Origin of the sequence: Desulfopila sp. IMCC35006 (assembly GCF_005116645.1) — a bacterium.
Lineage (GTDB): Bacteria > Desulfobacterota > Desulfobulbia > Desulfobulbales > Desulfocapsaceae > Desulforhopalus_A.
Genome location: NZ_SWCM01000002.1, coordinates 209473 through 227229, shown reverse-complemented (window position 1 = coordinate 227229; position 17757 = coordinate 209473). Strand labels below are relative to the sequence as shown.

General features: G+C 51.0%; 13 protein-coding genes. 7 read left to right on the top strand and 6 right to left on the bottom strand.

The genetic code is table 11. From position 1 onward, the window contains the following. Positions 1 to 61 precede the first annotated feature (61 nt). From FCL47_RS04945 to FCL47_RS04920, 6 genes are all read left to right on the top strand, one after another. Complete coding sequence (locus FCL47_RS04945) at positions 62 to 1411, top strand: sigma-54 dependent transcriptional regulator (RefSeq protein ID WP_136812371.1); 1350 nt, start codon at positions 62 to 64, stop codon at positions 1409 to 1411. A gap of 372 nt (positions 1412 to 1783) precedes the next feature. Then, positions 1784 to 3625 (top strand): ATP-binding protein, encoded by a 1842-nt coding sequence (locus FCL47_RS04940; RefSeq protein WP_136812370.1) that lies wholly within the window; start codon positions 1784 to 1786, stop codon positions 3623 to 3625. A 133-nt stretch (positions 3626 to 3758) separates the two neighbouring features. After that, positions 3759 to 4199 (top strand): response regulator, encoded by a 441-nt coding sequence (locus tag FCL47_RS04935; RefSeq protein ID WP_136812369.1) that lies wholly within the window; start codon positions 3759 to 3761, stop codon positions 4197 to 4199. An 86-nt stretch (positions 4200 to 4285) separates the two neighbouring features. Then, positions 4286 to 4828 carry an HPP family protein gene (locus tag FCL47_RS04930; protein ID WP_136812368.1) on the top strand — a complete coding sequence of 181 codons (543 nt, stop codon included), beginning with the start codon at positions 4286 to 4288 and terminating at the stop codon, positions 4826 to 4828. Between the two features lie 23 nt (positions 4829 to 4851). Continuing rightward, the gene (locus FCL47_RS04925; RefSeq protein ID WP_136812367.1) at positions 4852 to 6333 is read left to right on the top strand and encodes an SLC13 family permease; all 1482 of its coding nucleotides are present in this window, start codon (positions 4852 to 4854) and stop codon (positions 6331 to 6333) included. 182 nt (positions 6334 to 6515) lie between these two features. Then, on the top strand, positions 6516 to 7157 hold the full coding sequence (locus FCL47_RS04920; RefSeq protein ID WP_240744136.1) for a septation protein A: 642 nt from the start codon (positions 6516 to 6518) through the stop codon (positions 7155 to 7157). Positions 7158 to 7178: 21 nt separating this feature from the next. On the opposite strand, the gene FCL47_RS04915 is transcribed toward FCL47_RS04920, so the two are convergent. From FCL47_RS04915 to FCL47_RS04890, 6 genes are all read right to left on the bottom strand, one after another. Beyond that, complete coding sequence (locus FCL47_RS04915; RefSeq protein ID WP_136812365.1) at positions 7179 to 8342, bottom strand: AI-2E family transporter; 1164 nt, start codon at positions 8340 to 8342, stop codon at positions 7179 to 7181. A gap of 83 nt (positions 8343 to 8425) precedes the next feature. Beyond that, the gene (locus tag FCL47_RS25405; protein WP_136812364.1) at positions 8426 to 10699 is read right to left on the bottom strand and encodes an NADP-dependent malic enzyme; all 2274 of its coding nucleotides are present in this window, start codon (positions 10697 to 10699) and stop codon (positions 8426 to 8428) included. Positions 10700 to 10732: 33 nt separating this feature from the next. After that, positions 10733 to 11743: an inorganic phosphate transporter gene (locus FCL47_RS04905; RefSeq protein WP_136812363.1), complete on the bottom strand. Its 1011-nt coding sequence runs from the start codon at positions 11741 to 11743 to the stop codon at positions 10733 to 10735. After that, positions 11736 to 12365, bottom strand: a complete 630-nt coding sequence (locus tag FCL47_RS04900; RefSeq protein ID WP_136812362.1) for a DUF47 domain-containing protein — start codon at positions 12363 to 12365, stop codon at positions 11736 to 11738. Before FCL47_RS04900 ends, FCL47_RS04905 begins: the two co-directional genes overlap by 8 nt. A gap of 223 nt (positions 12366 to 12588) precedes the next feature. Next, entirely contained in the window at positions 12589 to 13836 is a 1248-nt protein-coding gene (locus tag FCL47_RS04895; RefSeq protein ID WP_136812361.1) for a cation:proton antiporter, read from the bottom strand. Between the two features lie 21 nt (positions 13837 to 13857). Beyond that, positions 13858 to 14742, bottom strand: coding sequence for a universal stress protein (locus tag FCL47_RS04890; RefSeq protein WP_136812360.1), 885 nt, complete (start codon positions 14740 to 14742; stop codon positions 13858 to 13860). 408 nt (positions 14743 to 15150) lie between these two features. Here FCL47_RS04890 and secD point away from each other — a divergent pair, with 408 nt between their 5' ends. Beyond that, positions 15151 to 17712 carry a protein translocase subunit SecD gene (gene secD, locus FCL47_RS04885; protein WP_136812359.1) on the top strand — a complete coding sequence of 854 codons (2562 nt, stop codon included), beginning with the start codon at positions 15151 to 15153 and terminating at the stop codon, positions 17710 to 17712. Positions 17713 to 17757: the final 45 nt, after the last annotated feature.

Genomic DNA, 17757 nt, shown 5'->3' with positions numbered 1-17757 from the left:
TACGATTGGTATTGGCCCGGTACTCTGATAATGCTATTTTTTTTCATCTGGTAACTGATCGATGACGTATTCACAAGGGCTTCTCAATATTCTGGTTGTTGATGATGAAAAAAATATCCGCAAGACACTCTCGTATTGCCTCGAAACCGAGGGCCATACTGTCGTCGCGGTAGCCAATTCGCAGGAAGCCCTCAATGAGGGGCGACGATGCTCTTTCGATATAGCCTTCATTGACCTGAGACTGGATGGCGAAAACGGGATGGACCTTATCCCGCCGCTGCTGACCGAATCGCCCTGGTTGAAAATTGTCGTCATCACCGCCAATGCGACAATCGAGAGTGCTGTCCAGGCGATGCGGCGCGGCGCATCCGATTATATCGAAAAGCCCTTCACCAGTGCCCAGGTTAAGCTTCTGGTGCGAACATTGGGGCATATCCGGGATCTCGAAAATGAAATAACTGTTCTGAAAGAAGACAGTCGAAGATTTGCTCCGGAGGCTTTGTTGCAGAGCAAAAATCCGGAAATGTTTCGCATCCTCGAGATGCTCCGGAAAGCCGCCCTCTCGGAAGCGATTATCCTGCTGCGGGGTGAAAGCGGCACCGGCAAATCCATCTTTGCCAAGACCATTCATAATTCGAGTCCGCGAGCCAAAAAGCCGATGATGGTTGTCTCGTGTCCTGCGGTTCCGAGCGAACTTCTCGAAAGTGAATTGTTTGGCCACGCCAAAGGGGCATTTACCGGTGCAGTAAAAGAAAGCCCCGGACGTATTGCCGCATGCGAGGGCGGGACGCTTTTCTTGGATGAAATCGGTGACATGGCCCTGCCTATTCAGGCAAAATTGCTGCGTTTTATCCAGGATAAGGAATATGAGCGCCTCGGGGAATCACTGTCTCGAAAAGCGAATGTGAGAATCGTGACGGCGACCAATGTCAATCTCGAACAGCGGGTAGCCGAAGGTCTGTTTCGGGAAGATCTGTTTTATCGGATAAATGTAATCAGTGTAAATGTCCCGCCTCTCAGAGAGAGGCGGGAGGATATTATGGCCATTGCCCAGGATTTCTGTGCTTTTTTTAGCCTCGCCAACCATAAAAACATCACCGGTTTTGATCAAAGCGCTGAACGGGCATTGCTGGAGCATTCATGGCCCGGCAATGTCAGGGAGCTTCGAAATGCTATCGAACGGGCGGTGATACTCGGAAGCGGTCAACAGATAACCGCCGACGACCTGCCCGAAAAGGTTGTTCCATCCACCAACTTTCCTGTGCTTGGTGACCTTTTACCCCTGTCGACTATTGAAGAAATCCATATCAAAAAAGTCCTGAAGAAAACCCCCTCGATCCAGGAAGCGGCTGGTATTCTTGGCATAGATCAGGCAACTTTATGGCGAAGAAGGAAAACATACGGAATCTGAACCGGTGTATCTGTGAACTGACCTTGCATTTTTCAAGAACCTTCCCCTCCGACCTTTCATTATTCAATGTGATTAGCACTACACCTCAGCTATATGGGGATATGAGGTGCCCTTTGCACGGGACGCCATAAACCCATCCCTGGGGGGCTTGACCGCCGCCATCCAGGCTGCGGAACACCCGTGCAAAGGGCACCTCATATCCCTCTCTGGACCTTCCAGGCTGAACTTTAGTGGTAATCACATTATTCAATCCTCCGGCACCGGATGTATATAAATATCAGCCAATAGCGCACAACCTGAGTGTGGCATAATATTTGCTTTCATACTTACGTTGGCTGGATCGCCGTCATTGAAAGTACACAGGATAGCTCGATGAATTTAAAAAAGAAAATATTAGTAGGCTATGGGGTCGCTTTAACCCTGATGGGCCTCGTTGTTACCTGGGCAATCCTGAATTTATGGTCCCTGGGGCAGACGACAGACGCTATCTTACATGATTACTATCGAAGTATCCTTGCGGTCGAAAATATGCAGGACGCATTGGCTAGACAGGACAGCGGAATGCTTCTCATGTTTTTGGGGGATTTTGACAAAGGTATTGCGCAGTATCGCGACAACGAAATGCTTTTCCTGGAAGGACTCGCCCGTGCCAAAAAAAGTATCACCGTGCTGGGGGAGTCGGAAGTCGTTCGTGATATCGAAAAAATGTACAGCGACTACCGCAACAAGTTCATTCTCATAACCGGCGTGCAGGGTCAGAAAAAACCGAGTTACACCTTGACCCTGGAAACCTATAACAACATCATTTTTCCGGTATTCAGCCAGGTGAGGGCCACCTGTATGAAACTGCGGAACATGAATGAACAGACCATGTACACGGTCAGCGAAAAAGCGGGAAAAATTTCTCGACGGGCGATCTGGTCGACTCTGTTCGTCGCATCAACCGCCTCAATTCTTGCGTTGATCTTCAGCCTGGTCTTTGCCGAAAAACTCGTGCTTCCCTTGCGGCGTTTTGTCGACGCAGCCCAAAAAATCACTACCGGGGAGTATTCGGTTCAGCTTTCGGTCGAGACTGCGGATGAGCTGGGTCAGCTGGCGGTGGAATTTAACCGGATGACCGCGCAGCTTCGCCAGTATCACGTGATGAATGTGCATCGAATCATCGCCGAGAAAAATAAGGCCGATGCGATCCTGGCCAGTATCGAGGACGGTATGGTCGTATTTGATACGGAACACAGGGTTACAGGTATAAATCCGGCAGGGCGGCGAATTCTGAACATAGATTTCAGTGAAAACGATGTTCTGTCTTGTGAGCAGATTCTTCCTGAACAGGACATCTGTGCGATAATCACCGAGACAATAACTTCCGGCAGACCGCCCGATATCCCTGAGGATCTCAGGATAACCACTTTTCAGCTGGAGGGAAGCACCCGTCATTTCCTCTTTTCGGTAACGGCTATTGGCCAGTCTGATCAAAAACTTTCCGGCGTTGTCCTGCTGTTAAAAGACATCACCCAGCTGCGTGAGGTCGAACGGCTTAAAAATGAGTTCGTCATGGCCGCATCGCATGAACTGCGTACTCCTCTGACCAGCTTGGGGATGGGTATTGACCTTCTTCTCGAACATGCTGTCCAATTTCTTCCCGATAAAGAAAGAGAGCTCCTCGAGGCCGCCCACGACGAGGTTCATCGGATGAAGGCAATGGTCCACGACCTGCTTGATCTGTCAAAAATTGAGGCGGGCAGAATTGATCTGGAATTTGAAAGTATCCCGGTCGGTGCGCTGTTTGAGCATGCCCGCCATACCTTTAAAGGGCAGGTCAGCATGAAGCATATCCGACTGTATATTGAGGATACGGAAGATCTGCCATCTGTTCAGGCAGATGCCAACAAGATTGTCTGGGTTCTCTCCAATCTCGTCTCAAATGCCCTCAGGTATGTTGATCAGGGCAGTTATATACGGCTCAGCGCGAAAAGAGTGGGGGACGAGATCCATATCTCCGTTGCCGATGATGGTATTGGAATTCCGCCAGAATATCAGACACGAATATTTCAGAAATTTGTCCAGGTCAATAAACACGAAAGTGGGCGGACAGGGCTTGGATTGGCCATCTCAAAGGAAATAGTTCGTGCCCATGGCGGCACAATCTGGGTTGAATCCAGTCCGGGAAAGGGGAGCACCTTCACTTTCACGGTGCCGATATACCCGTGTTAGGTGCCAGGGCGGAGACTCGCAAGACTTAACGATAATGCCTGACGTTACCAGGCAGTTTTTTGAAGGTATCAATCAAGGTGCGTTGGCAAAGCACGCACCTCTAACATCTGCTCAACTGAGAGAGGATTTAAACATGGCGGAAATAATAAAGGCGAAGGTGCTGCTGGTTGATGACGAGGAATTGTTTTTGACGACATTGGCCAAAAGACTCGAAGTGCGCGGTATGCAGGTCAGCACCGTGACAAGAGGTAAAGATGCAGTGGCGATGGTTGACAAGCAGGCATTTGATCTTGTTGTTCTTGACTTGTCCATGCCCGGCATGGACGGCCTGGAAACCTTGAAACAAATCAAGGCCAAGCAGCCGGATGCTGAAATCATCATACTCACGGGGGAGGGTTCCATCAGAACCGGAATCGAGGCGATGAAAGCGGGCGCCGAGGATTTTTTGCAGAAACCGGTCAACATTGTCGAGCTGGTAAATAAAATCAGTGAGGCCAAGGATAAACGGATGCACATCCTGCAGAACAAGAGCGTCAAAGATATCGAGCAGATCTTGCAAACTAAAGCCTGGTAGCAGCAATTGCATTGCGCTCGTTTGCCTGAATTGTGGAACAGAGCGATTTTGGCCCAGGCAGTCAATTTAGCAGAAGGAGACTATCAATGAGTACAGAAAAACAGACTATTCGAGACATCATGATTCCCCTGACCGGCTTCCCCTGTCTCAAGGAGAGCAGCACGGTTCAGGAGGCGATTCAACAGCTGCGGTCGTTCTGCCCTGTTGGCAGTTCCGGCCCCTGCGGTTTCAATGAATTGATGGTCGTGAACGACAGGGGCGGCCTGATTGGCCGGGTCACCCAGCAGGGCATTTTAAAAGTACTTTTTTCTACCTTGCTCGATCCCGCCGGCATTAAGCCCTTTGAGGGGAGGACCCTGGAATACAGTGACCTGTCGACCCTGCTGAACGGCGTCCTCATAAAAGAAGGGGTCAATCACCTCAAGGCCGGCCTTTCGTCAGTCATAGAAAAAGAAATCAGGGTACTGCCGGTATCAGCTGATCTCATCCAGGCCATGTCGATCATGGTCCTGGGGGGAGAAACCGTTCTCCCGGTCGAGGAACACGGTGTACTTTGCGGAGTTGTCAAGCTGGCCGAGATCTTCGGCGCCATCGGCGACACGCTTCTATCAATAAACAATAAACCATAAATCATTAAGGAAGGGCAGATACTATGTCATCAACATTCAGTGCAGCAGCGGAAGCTAAAACCCCGTTTGACTGGAAGAGGGTGTTCTTTCTCTTTCTCGGCGTAGCCTTGTTCAGCATCATTTATTATGCGCCCGCCTGGCCGGATGCCATCGATCCGATGGGCAAGCATTTCGTCCTGTCCGAACAGGGGAAAGGCGCCCTGGCACTCTTTGCCCTTGCCGCCACCTGGTGGATTTTCGAGGTGCTTCCGATTGGTGTTACCGGCATTGCTATCGGGGTGATTCAGGCGATGTTTCTCATCCGCAAGCCGGAGGTGGCTTTCAAGGATTTTATGGATCCCTCGGTCCTTTTTATCTTTGGCTCCATTGTTATCGGCCTGGTCTTCACCAAGAGTGGCCTGACCAAAAGGATGGCCTATAAAATGCTGTCGGTTGTCGGGGAGCGGACCAGCATGATCTACCTCGGCTGCTTCGTCATGACCGTCGCCCTGACCCACCTGATGGCCCACACTGCAGTGGCAGCCACCATGTTCCCGCTTTTGATGGCGATTAACGCCCTGTACTCCGAAGACGACAAGCCGACCAAGTTCGGCAAAGGTCTTTTTATCGGTATGGCCTATGTTGCCGGTGCCGGCAGTATCATTACCCTGCTGGGTTCGGCCCGCGCTGCGGTGGGCATTGCTTTTTTCAAGGAGATGTCCGGGGTGGAGATCAGTTTTTTTCAACTCACCTATTACTTATTCCCGCTCGGCTGGATTATGGTGGCGTTGATCTGGGTCATGATGATGTTTTTTTTCAAACCGGAAAAAGCGGTTATCCCCGGACTCAAGGAACGCGCCCAACGCATGTATGCTGAACTGGGCAGCTGGAGCCGAAACGAGGTTATGACCCTGGTTATCGTTCTCTCTGTCATTGCGCTCATAGCTGCCAAGAACTTTGTGCCGGCCCTGAAGACCATCGATAAAACCGCAATCCTTCTGTCATCGACCCTGTTGTTTTTTGTTTTCAATATCCTGACGGTCGAGGATCTCGAGGATATTCCATGGAATATCATCCTGCTGTTCGGTGGGGCGATGTCTATCGGTTTTTGTCTCTGGCAGACCCATGCCGCCGAGTGGCTGGCGGTCAACTGGCTGGGACTCTTTAAAGAGGCCCCGGCAATACTGTTCATTTTGAGCATTGCCTTCTTTGTCATGGTCATGACCAATTTCATCATGAACGTGGCGGCGATAGCAATTTCCCTGCCCGTAGCCCTGGTTGTCGCCCCATACCTGGGGGTTGCCGGTCACGTTATTTTCTTCTCGGCTCTGGCAACAGCGGGAATGCCGTTCTTTCTGCTGATCGGCGCGGCACCGAACGCCATCGCCTACGGCTCCAAGCAGTTCACCGCCGGCGAGTTCTTCCGCTATGGTGTTCTGGCGAGTATTGTGCTGATGTTTGCCGTCTGGGTCATGGTCACGGTCATCTGGCCGATTATGGGTATGCCTATTCTGCTGGCAAAGTAATTCCCTTCAGGAGAACATCAGAGGTGCCCGGCACACTCTGGAGTGGCCGCTGACGTTCTCCTGATCGCATCACCCTGCATTGGAAAAACGATTCCCTCGGATTCGCCGCAGTGCATCATACATTTTCTCCTTGCTTTATCCTCAGACTTGCGGTTGAAGTGCCCTTGATGAAGAGTGGGCAGATGCCATACATTGTAAACACTTCAAGCCGAATCCTTACTTCAATAACTCTCATAGGAGCGCAGGAGAACGATTTTTTCGAAAACTCCCGCGACGCAACACCCATGAAACAACTTTATGATTTTTTCCCGGTGCTGTTTTTTTTCATCGCCTACAAGTTTTTCGGTATTTATGTCGCCACTGGAGTGGCCATTGCCGCGACCTTCCTCCAGGTCGGCATCTCCTGGTATCGAACCCGCAAGGTGGCGACTATGCAGCTGGTCACGCTGGCAATCATCATCGTTTTTGGCGGCATGACACTCTATCTGCACGACGAACAGTTCATTAAATGGAAGGTTACCGTTATCAACTGGCTCTTTGGCGGGGCGTTTCTAGCCAGTCACATCTTTGGTAAAACAACCGCCATCGAGCGGTTAATGGGGAGCAGCATGCTTTTGCCCGGACCGGTATGGCGGCGGCTGAACCTTGCCTGGGTGGTCTTTTTTCTTTTTCTTGGCGGGGCCAACCTCTATGTCATGAGTCACTTCGACCGCGACACCTGGGTTAATTTCAAGGTTTTCGGCATACTTGGATTGACTATAGTGTTTATCGTCGTGCAGACTCTTTTCCTCTCGCGCTATATAACGGAGTCCGACGACGAATAGACCAGATGAACCGGTATCCCTCTACCTTGACTGACTCCGGTCTCTGATGCGAATTGCATAACCAAAAAGATAGGTGCAGATCGGCACACCTAAAAGCAAGCCCCAGAAGCCGAACACTTTCCCGCCAATGGTCAGAATAATGAGGATAATGACCGGATTGATCCGCATATACGAACCATATATTCTCGGATTGAGGATATAGCCTTCAATCAGATGGATTACCGCAATGAGCAGCACCGCTAAAAACATGATTTGCATCCCGGAGCTCTGCAGAGCAATGAGACAGATGGGTACCGAGCTGATAAAAACACCGACGACCGGAATGAAGCTGCAGAAAAAGACGATGACTGAAAGAAAGGCTACATGTTGGCCGATGCCGAGTATGGTTATGCCTATGGCGGTCAAGATGCTGTTAACTGTGGCAATGATCAACTGCGCTTCGAGTGCCCGCCCCAGGACCTGGGAGAAGTCGCGGATATCATCGGCAACACTCAGGTAGATAAAGCGAAGCTTGGTGTCTTCCAGGCCGCGAACGCTTGCCGCCAGTCGCGGCAAATCGAGAAGGATCAGAAAAGAAAACAGTATGGAAAGCAGAAAAGTTGAGGTGACCGCGGCAATTTTCCCGCCGATATTGCCTAAAGTTCCCAGAACATGATTGACATTTTCGATGCCGCCTGATTCCTGGCCGACCTTGAGCAGCTGCTGGAGCATCGAGCGGGATGGCGAAAACGCAGGCTCATTGCTCATCACCGCCTGTTTATTGGTCTCCGATGTTTCGATGACGAGTTCCGGCAGGATTTCGGTGAGCAGGGGATACCTGCTGCTCAGCTCAAAAATCTCCTGATCCACCCGCTCCAGGTACGCAGGGAACTGGCTCATGAAAAGTTCCGTCTGCACTTTCACTTTGGGCACCAGAAATACGCCGACCATACTCAGAATAATCAGGAACAGAATTTCGACAAGAACGACCCGGATCGTCCGGTTGTTGATGTATTTGTGTAACCGGGCGACCACGTTTGCCTGTATCGTGGAAAAAACAAAGGTAAGAAAAAGCAGAAGAAAGAACGATCGAAGCAGAAAAACCAGACCAAACAACATCCCCCAAACCATGATTGTGGCAATATGCGGAACGATCCGATCCCAGGGTTGCGGCAAAGAACTGAATGGTGGATGGCTGGTTTTCATTACAGGCAGAAGGCGTTTGTGTTGATGTTCTTGCAAAAGAAAGTAATGCTGCTGAGATCTCTTTTGCAGCTTGTGTTGATCGCTTACTGTTCCATGTTACCCAGATTTTTCTGATTTTGGGCCTGGGCGACGGTAAAGGCGATGATGGTGGAGACATTTTCCATATCGCTGTTGCGCTGGATCACATTAAAGGGCCGGCTGAGACCCATGAGCAGCGGCCCGATAGCCTTGGCACCACCCAACTGATCAAGAAGCTTGTATGAAACGTTGCCTGAGGTAAGATCCGGAAAAATGAGGACATTAGCCGGCTGGCCCAGACGGTTGAAGGGGAATCTTTCATTCAGGATCGTCTCGACCACGGCGGTATCCGCCTGCATCTCACCTTCGATGAGCAGCTCCGGCCGCCGGCGTCTGACAAGATGCATCGCGGCCGTCACTTTGTCCGCTTCGGGATGGTGGACACTGCCGAAGTTGGAAAAAGAAAGCATGGCGACCCGCGGCTCCATATCGAAGAAACGGGCCATTTCCCCGGCCAGGATGGCGATCTCCGCCAGGTCTTCGGCGTTGGGCTGAATATTGACCGTGGCATCGGCAAACAGAAGCGTCCGGTTTTTCGAAATCATCAGGTACAGACCTGATACCTTGGTCACCCCGGGCCGCCGGTCGATGACCTGCAATACAGGGCGAATGGCATTGGGGTAGGAGTCGGCCACCCCGTGAACCTGGCCGTCAACCAGACCTTCACGAACCAGCATGGCCCCGAAGACATAGGGATTCAGAAGCTGTCGCTGCACCTCTTCCATGGACCAGCCGCGCCGCTGCCGCAGCACGAAGAGCTTATCGGCAAAAGATTCCAGGTAAGGATTATGTTCAGGATCGATGATTTCGATACCGTTAAGCGGGATTTGCAGACCTCTGGCAATGGCTGAAATTTTTTCCTGATTCCCGAGCAGCACCGGTTTGGCAATCCCGTCGTGCAGGGTGTGATAGGCCGCCCGGATAATGACCGGCAAACTGCCTTCCGGCAGCACGATTCGCCGGGGATCCTGCTGGGCGCGCATGATGATTTTGCGTATGAGTTCGCGTTCCGGACCAAGGGTTGTCTCCAGTTTATTCACGTACAGTGTCCGTTCCGGCAAAGCGATCCTGGCCACGCCGGTTGCCACTGCGGCCTCGGCCACTGCCGGCACAACTTTCAGCAGCACCCGGCTGTCGAACGGTTTGGGAATTATATAATCAGTTCCAAAGCGGATCGGCTTGTCGCCATAGGCCCGGATCACCGCGTCGGGCACATCTTCTCGGGCGAGCTCAGCCAGGGCATGCACGGCCGCAACCTTCATATCCTCGTTGATGGAGGTTGCCCCGACATCGAGAGCCCCGCGAAAGATATAGGGGAAACCGAGCACATTGTTGACCTGATTGGGGAAATCGGATCGACCGGTGGCAATAATCGCATCAGGCCGTGCGGCCTTTGCCTCATCGTAGTCAATTTCCGGATCCGGGTTGGCCAGGGCAAAGATTATCGGCGAGGGGGCCATCTGCTGCAACAGTTCCGCGGTAAAGGCACCTTTTGCCGAAAGCCCGACAAGCATATCCGCGCCCCGCACCGCGTCGGCCAGAGTTCGGCGCTCGGTCTCGTTGGCAAATTCCTCCTTGTACGGATTCATTCCTTCAGCCCGTCCTTTATAGATAATGCCTCTGGTGTCAACCATCATCACGTTTTCTCGCGCGACCCCGAGCAGGACATACAAGCGGGCGCAGGCAATGGCCGCGGCTCCCGCTCCGTTAATAACGACACGCAGCCCGGCAAGATCCCTTTTGGTCAGCGCCGCCGCATTGATCATAGCCGCCGCCGAGATGATTGCCGTGCCATGCTGGTCGTCATGGAAAACCGGAATGGACATCTGCTTTTTCAGCTGTTCTTCAATATAGAAACACTCAGGAGCCTTAATATCTTCCAGGTTGATTCCGCCAAAAGTCGGCTCCAGCAGTTTGACCGTGCGAATAAATTCATCCGGGTCGGTCGTATCAATTTCCAGATCAAAAACATCAATATTGGCAAATCGTTTAAACAGTACCGCCTTGCCTTCCATAACCGGCTTGCCGGCTAAAGCGCCGATTGCGCCAAGGCCGAGCACCGCGGTGCCGTTGGTTATAACGGCGATCAGATTGGCCCTGTTGGTGTATTCAAACGATTTTTGCGGATCTTTTTCAATTTCAAGACAAGGTGCGGCCACCCCTGGCGTATAGGCGAGACTCAGATCGGCCTGACTTATAAACGGCTTGGTCGGGACAACCTCGGTCTTCCCCGGTCGTGGCTCCCGGTGATAGCGGAGTGCTTCGTCATAGTATCGCATTTCTCTTTCTCCATTTCCTTTATAATTTTTTGACTACCTGGCAGACTGAAGAAACTCAAGCAGAAGATAGCTCAGACCGGCAATCGTTCCAGCCGCCGGAATAGTGATAACCCAGGCTACAGCCAGGTTGGCGGCAATTTCCCAGCGAACGGCCGACAACCGTTTGGTGGATCCCACCCCGAATATACAGGCGGTAATGGTGTGGGTAGTGGAAACCGGTGCGCCAAAAAGAGATGCCCCGGTGATAACCATCGCCGCAGAAGTTTCCGCGGCAAAGCCGTGGATCGGTTCGAGTTTGAAAATACGATGGCCCATCGTCTTGATGATTTTCCACCCGCCAAGCGCGGTGCCAAGCGCCATCGCCAGGGCACAGGATAGTTTTACCCACAAGGGCACGTAAATGACATCAATTTTATGAAAAAGAAAAAGCGCCAAAGCAATGACCCCCATAGTTTTCTGGGCATCATTGAAGCCATGACTGGTGGCCATAAAGGCCGCCGAAACGATTTGCAATTTCTTGAAGTTTTTGTTGACCGTGCGCCGGTTCACCCGCGAAAAAATAAGCATCAGACCAATCATGACCAGATAGCTCACGGCAAAACCGGCCAGGGGAGAAAAAACCATCGGCAGCAGGATTTTATGCACGATACTTGCCGAATTGAGACTGGAAAAACCTGCATGGGTTACTGCAGCACCGATAAGTCCGCCGATAAGGGCATGCGAGGAAGAGGAGGGGAGGCCGTAGTACCAGGTAAGCAGGTTCCAGGCTATCGCCCCGATAAGAGCCGCCAGCACCAGAATCTGACTGCCCATGACCACATCGGTATTAACGATACCCTTTCCCAGGGTGCTTGCCACCTCCGTGCCAAGGAGCGCTCCGACAAGATTCAGAACGGCGGCCATAAAAACGGCTATTCGAGGGGAGATCACCTTGGTTGAAACCACCGTGGCAATGGCATTGGCGCAGTCATGTGCTCCGTTGGTGAAGTCAAAGATCAGGGCAACAAACACTATAAAGATAAGCAGCACCGGGATATCAAGCATTTTTCAACACCACTTCCTCAATGGCGTCGGACAGGTCGTCGACCCTTTCGATGACCTGCTCGATTCGATCGTAAACCTGGACCCATTTAATTATGTCGAGAACACCTTTGAATTCCGTCACTTCAACATCCTGCAGCTCTGACAAACCGGTGCTGAGAAGCATATCGCATTCGCCTTTCAGATTCTTTATTTGTCGGACAAACGGTGCGACGTCCTGTTTATCCCGAAGGGCGATGATCATTTCTCCGGTGAGATTGACCATCTTTTTGACATTGTGGATCATTTTCTTCGCGGGAAAACGGATGTAGGAAATCCCTGAAACCCTGGTTCTGGCGGCAATATTTTTAAAAAAATTGATCGAATCCTCCTGGGTCATCGTGATCTGGTAGATATCTTCCCGATCAATAGGGGTGATAAAAGTCTGCGACAACTGCCGGGAAATTTCATGGCAGAGTTCGTCAGCTTCCGACTCCCTGGCATCAATACGTTTGAATACTTTGTCAATTGTGGTGAAATCCTCAAAAATAAATTCAAGATCAGCAGCGACATCCTTGAGGATTTGATTCTGTTCGATTAGCATATCGTAGAACCGGATTGCCCTGGGAAACAAGGTGAAGGCCATTATTGCACTCCTGCCGGATTATTTCAGCGGCTTGTTAGTAAATATAGTTGAAAGACTTGGAAAATGGTGATTTGCCTGTGACGCTCCTTGAGCGCCTGTTGGAAGATCAGAAAGAATTCAAAACCGGAGGAGGCACAGAAAGCCTGTGGTTTTGTTTAATCAAGAAGAATAATAATCGAATTTTGCATTTTTCCCAATTCAATTCGTCATGACACATGGCAGGTTAATTCTTTTCATCAAGGAAAAAGCGCATCAGCGGGGCGCTGGTGATGCTGGTCACCAGCGCCATGATAATCAGCGCAACGAAAACCGCCTGATTGATAAGACCGGCGTCATAGGCCAGAGAACCAAGAATCATCTCCATGGCACCTCGGGCATTCAGCCCGAAGCCAACTGCCAGGGACCTCCGGGAAGACATGCCACCAAGTCTTGCGCCGATGCCTGCTCCGATAACCTTGCCGCCAAATGCCAGGAGCAGGACTATCATCACCACAAGTGGATCGAAGTGTTCAATGAAATTCACCTTTAAGCCTATGGAAACAAAGAAGAGCGGGGCGAAGAAATTGGTGACGAACTGGTGCATTATCTCCCGTGCCTCCTCGCGAAAATAAACCGAGTCCCCGATGGCAAGTCCTGCGATAAAGGCGCCAAGAATTGCGTGGATATGGATAAATTCGGTAAATGCGGCACAGAGCAGACAGAGGCTGAGACTGAAGGCCAGAACGCCGCCCGGCCAGCTCAGTTTCGTCTGAATCCAGGGCAGGCTGCGGTTGAGGACAAACCGGCCCACCACCAGCATGAAAATGGCGAAGACTGCAATAAAGACCAGATTTTGCAAGACACTTCCGCCGCCGGTATTTTTGTTGACCAGGGAGAGGATAAAGGAAAAACTGATCCAGCCCACAACATCGTTAAAGACCGCGGAAGCAATGATCACCGCACCGATCTCGGTTTTCAGCAACTTCATGTCAAGGAGAATTCTGGCAATTACCGGCAGAGCGGAAATCGACATTGCTGTTCCAAGGAACAAGGAAAAAAGCAGGTGGGTCGGGCCATCTTTGACCTCAAAGAACCAGTGTGGGAAGAACCAGGCCAGGATGAAAGCGGAACCAAAAGGAAGAGCCATACTGCCAAGACCGGTGGAAAGAGCCGTCTTGCCATGTCTGAGAAAAAGGGAAAAACGCAGCTCAAGGCCGGTAATGAAGAGAAGCAATATCACCGACAACGACAAAATTGCATCCAGAGCAAGAGAGAAATGCGCGTTTTCAGTAAAGGGAAATAGTGTCGTGTATGCGTGTGGTGTAATGGTGCCGAAAATGGTAGGTCCCAGAGCTACCCCGACAATCAGCTCCCCCATGACCATCGGCATGCCGACTCTCTTGCCCAGCTCTGAGGCGATGCGCGAGAAAATCAGCATAATGCTGATCGCCACCAGCAGGATTACAAGATCATTTTGACTCAGTTTGACCATGGCAGGGAATGGGGGAAGAAATCAGGTGTCGTTGGTGAATCGTGAGTGAACTATGAGTACATTGCACGGCAGTTGTTTCAGAATGTACTCCATATCATGGGGGAAAATTCGATCAATCAGTCCATACCGGCTGTCAGGAGAATTGATAACCAGAAGGTTTGCTCTGCAGTCTTCAGCGTACTTGCGAATCATAAACCCCGGTCGTCCGAGAAGTACCGTTTTGACGACCTCGATATCCCCGGCCTGGCAATGGCCGATTGCCTCCCGTATTGCATCTTCCGCATCATTGAACAGCTGCGTTTTCACCGCAGACTGTTCGCCGGTGGTGCTGTCGCCTGACATTGCCATCGCCAGCCCTGTCTGATCTACCTGTTTGACGATATGCATCTCGTGGCAGCCTGTCAGGCGGGCAAAATAAAAACTGGTGTTCAAAGTAGGGATTGTTTTCCGGTGATCAACGCAGTCCGTCACAATCCTGCCGAAGGTACTTCCACCAATCTTTGGCTCGGTCATCAGCAGCAGAGAACATTTGGCACGCCGGCTCAGACCTCTCGCCACGGAACCCAGATAATAGCGTAACGCCGTCTCCCGTCGCAACGCCCCGAGCACCAGGAGATCAATCATGTTTTCCTTGCAGATGCCAAGCAGCGACACGATCGGATCGCCACCTGGCCAGATAACCCGTACCTCTTTTCCAATACCAGTTTTCTGACAGGTCTGGTGCAAACGGGTTTGTCTGTCGGGGGTCTGTTCGTCGATAGAGATCAGGATCAATTGGGCCTTAAAGGCATCCGCCAGGTGTTTTGCCTCGCTGAGCAGCGGGCTCAGGCTTACAGAAAAAGTAACGACCAGGGCAATGGTCTCGAAGGGGAAGGGCGGGCGGCCTTTTAATTGGCAATGGTCCATGTTTTTTCTTAAAAAATCAGAATTTTACGTCTTGTTTTTCTCTTCTACGGCAAGGCAGAAGTTCTCGTATTACATTTCTGATGACTTTCATGTCCATCTCGTACGGTGCTTAAGAAAGCTGGAAGTAATTCGCCGGCGGTTTCTCCAGAAAAATTATTCCGTCAAGCAGGCACTAAAGAGAGTTGCGGCATGTTTCTTCTTTACCCGGGTTGCAATATACCATATTATGTGGTCGGCCAGTGAGAAACCTGCCGGTCGCCTCGCATAAAATTTGTTCTTTCGATTTATATTTTCACAATCATATGGTAACTAGTAAACACGGTATTATTACATAGGATATACATAACAGACCTTTCCTGCCCCAAAGGCCTCTTTCTTTATTTTTTTCGTTTATTTACAAGGAGTTCCATGAACACTTCACTCAGGCTCAGGCTCGGAGCTGTTTTCTTTCTTGTGCTTTTTGCCCTCATGACAATTTTTCCATCGTTTTACGCCGGGACGCCGACCTGGTGGAAGAAATATCTGGCGCCAGGCGGCCTGCATCTTGGCCTCGACCTGCAGGGCGGAATGCATCTGGTCTTGAAGGTGGATCTCGAGCGTGCCGCACAGAATTCGTTGACACTTGTTGCCAATGACTTGAAGGATCGGCTGTCAGAACAGTCTATCAGTATCGTGCAAAGCAAAGCGCAGCAGGCTGGAACGATAATATTCACCCTGCCCAATGCCAATGCTGTTGAAAAAGTTACCGCCGTTGCCAAGGAAGATCCGGATGTCGTCATTCGCACCGAGACGAAAGAGGGAACGTTTCCACGCATATTTGTCAGCTTGTCGAAAGAAAAAACCGACTATATCAAGGCAAATGCGGTAAATCAGTCGCTTGAAATTCTGCGGAACAGGATTGACCAGTTCGGTGTCGCCGAACCGGTGATTATCCGTCAGGGTGACGATGAAATTGTTATTCAGCTGCCGGGGGTGAAAGATCCGAAAAGAGCCTTGAAACTGCTCGGCGATACCGCCCAGCTCGAATTTAAGATGGTAGCTGACCCCGAAGGTATTAATGTCGCCGAACTGGTGGCCCAGACAGTTCGTTCCGGGGCCTGGCATGAGGGCGAAGGTGTCAAAAAACTTAACCAGCTCCTGGAAAACCGCCTGCCCAGAGATACCTCGATCTATTTTGAAAAAGAAGTCGATCCGAATACCAAACGTGAGATCAGCCGGCCACTGCTCCTGCAGGACAAGGTTCTGATGACCGGTGAGATGGTTAAGGATGCCCGGGTTCGGGTGGGCGGCAACTTTAACGAGCCCTATGTCAGTCTCGATCTGACCGGCAGCGGGGCCAGGGTATTTGGCAATCTCACCGAGAAAAACGTCGGCAAAAGAATGGCGATTGTCCTGGACGATATCGTCCGCTCAGCTCCGGTGATTCGCGAAAAAATACTCGGTGGCTCAGCCCAGATTTCCGGCAGTTTCACCCATGAAGATGCAACCGATCTTGCCATTGTTTTACGGGTTGGTGCACTTCCTGCACCCGTTGATATTATCCAGAACATGACGGTTGGCGCAAGTCTGGGTCAGGATTCCATCCAGAAGGGCATTTTTTCCGGTATGCTGGGCGCCCTGCTGGTTGTCGGCTTCATGCTCATGTACTATCGATTGTCCGGGGTCATCGCCAATACCGCCATGGTCCTGAATATTTTGTTTCTATTTGCCGGACTGGCCATCCTCAGTGCGACGCTTACCATGCCCGGTATCGCCGGTATCGTGCTTTCCGTCGGTATGGCGGTCGACTCCAACGTTCTTATCTTTGAAAGGATGCGGGAGGAAGCCGCACTTGGCAAATCGATCAAGTCGAGCATTGACGGTGGTTTCAGCAAAGCTTTCCTGACCATTATCGATGCCCACGTAACGACCCTGATTACCGCCCTGGCGCTGTTTTTATTCGGTACCGGCCCCGTCAAAGGTTTCGCCGTCACCCTTTCTCTGGGTATCATTTTCAATCTCTTCACCTCCATTTACTATTCCCACTGGATCTTCAACGGCGTCTCCTCTCTTAAATGGATGAAGCGTATTCACTATATGCAGTTTATCAAGAAACCAAATCTTGACTATATGAAACTGCGCAAATTCGCCTTTGGTCTTTCCGGCGCGCTGGTTCTCCTGGGGATCGTCGCTTTTGTCCAAATTATGCTCGGCAACGCCAATATGGGAGTCGACTTTGCCGGCGGATCACTGCTGCAGTATAAAGCTGAGAAAAATTTCACGATGAATGAGGTACGTACGGCCTTTGACAAAAGCGGGCTGGAAGGTATTGACCTGCAGAAGGTTGAAAGTGAAGGCCGGCTGATGGTGAAAATTAAAAAATCGTCGAAGGTCATTGCCTCTGAGCTGAACGAGCAGGTGACCGCGGTGCTCAATAAGCAGCTTCCCGATAAGAAATTTTCTCTGGAAAGTCAGACGGAAATCGGCTCATCGGTGAGCGCGGTGCTGCGCAACAAGGCAATGCTCGCCATCGCCCTGTCCATGGGCGGAGTTGTTGTTTACCTCGCGTTTCGCTTCAATCTCAGCTTCGGCATCGGCGCGGCGGTTGCCACCTTTCATGATGTCCTGGCTGTGCTGGGCATATGCTGGCTGTTGAATATCGAGATGACCCTGCTCATGGTCACGGCCTTGCTGACACTGGCAGGGTATTCATTGAATGATACAGTGGTAATCTTCGACAGAATCCGTGAAAACATGAAAAAATCCGAGACCCCGTCTTTGTTGAAGGGAATCAACAACAGTATCAACGAGGTGCTGTCCCGGTCGATAGTCACCTCGTTCACGGTATTCTTAAGTGTTATGGCGCTCTATCTGTTCGGCGGCTCAGTAATTCACGATTTCTCGTTTGCCCTGCTGCTTGGCGTGCTCATCGGCACCTACTCATCAATTTTCGTCGCCAGTCCTATCCTGACTCTCTGGGAGAAAAATTAACGGCGTCTTGGTTTCAGGTTTTTGCTGGTTCCCATGGAGCGCATG

Coding starts and splice junctions, on each gene's coding strand:
- secD (WP_136812359.1), top strand. CDS start 15,151: ATGAACACTTCACTCAGGCTCAGGCTCGGAGCTGTTTTCTTTCTTGTG.
- FCL47_RS04940 (WP_136812370.1), top strand. CDS start 1,784: ATGAATTTAAAAAAGAAAATATTAGTAGGCTATGGGGTCGCTTTAACC.
- FCL47_RS04935 (WP_136812369.1), top strand. CDS start 3,759: ATGGCGGAAATAATAAAGGCGAAGGTGCTGCTGGTTGATGACGAGGAA.
- FCL47_RS04895 (WP_136812361.1), bottom strand. CDS start 13,836: ATGGTCAAACTGAGTCAAAATGATCTTGTAATCCTGCTGGTGGCGATC.
- FCL47_RS04900 (WP_136812362.1), bottom strand. CDS start 12,365: ATGGCCTTCACCTTGTTTCCCAGGGCAATCCGGTTCTACGATATGCTA.
- FCL47_RS04915 (WP_136812365.1), bottom strand. CDS start 8,342: ATGAAAACCAGCCATCCACCATTCAGTTCTTTGCCGCAACCCTGGGAT.
- FCL47_RS04920 (WP_240744136.1), top strand. CDS start 6,516: ATGCCATACATTGTAAACACTTCAAGCCGAATCCTTACTTCAATAACT.
- FCL47_RS04945 (WP_136812371.1), top strand. CDS start 62: ATGACGTATTCACAAGGGCTTCTCAATATTCTGGTTGTTGATGATGAA.
- FCL47_RS04930 (WP_136812368.1), top strand. CDS start 4,286: ATGAGTACAGAAAAACAGACTATTCGAGACATCATGATTCCCCTGACC.
- FCL47_RS04890 (WP_136812360.1), bottom strand. CDS start 14,742: ATGGACCATTGCCAATTAAAAGGCCGCCCGCCCTTCCCCTTCGAGACC.
- FCL47_RS04905 (WP_136812363.1), bottom strand. CDS start 11,743: ATGCTTGATATCCCGGTGCTGCTTATCTTTATAGTGTTTGTTGCCCTG.
- FCL47_RS04925 (WP_136812367.1), top strand. CDS start 4,852: ATGTCATCAACATTCAGTGCAGCAGCGGAAGCTAAAACCCCGTTTGAC.
- FCL47_RS25405 (WP_136812364.1), bottom strand. CDS start 10,699: ATGCGATACTATGACGAAGCACTCCGCTATCACCGGGAGCCACGACCG.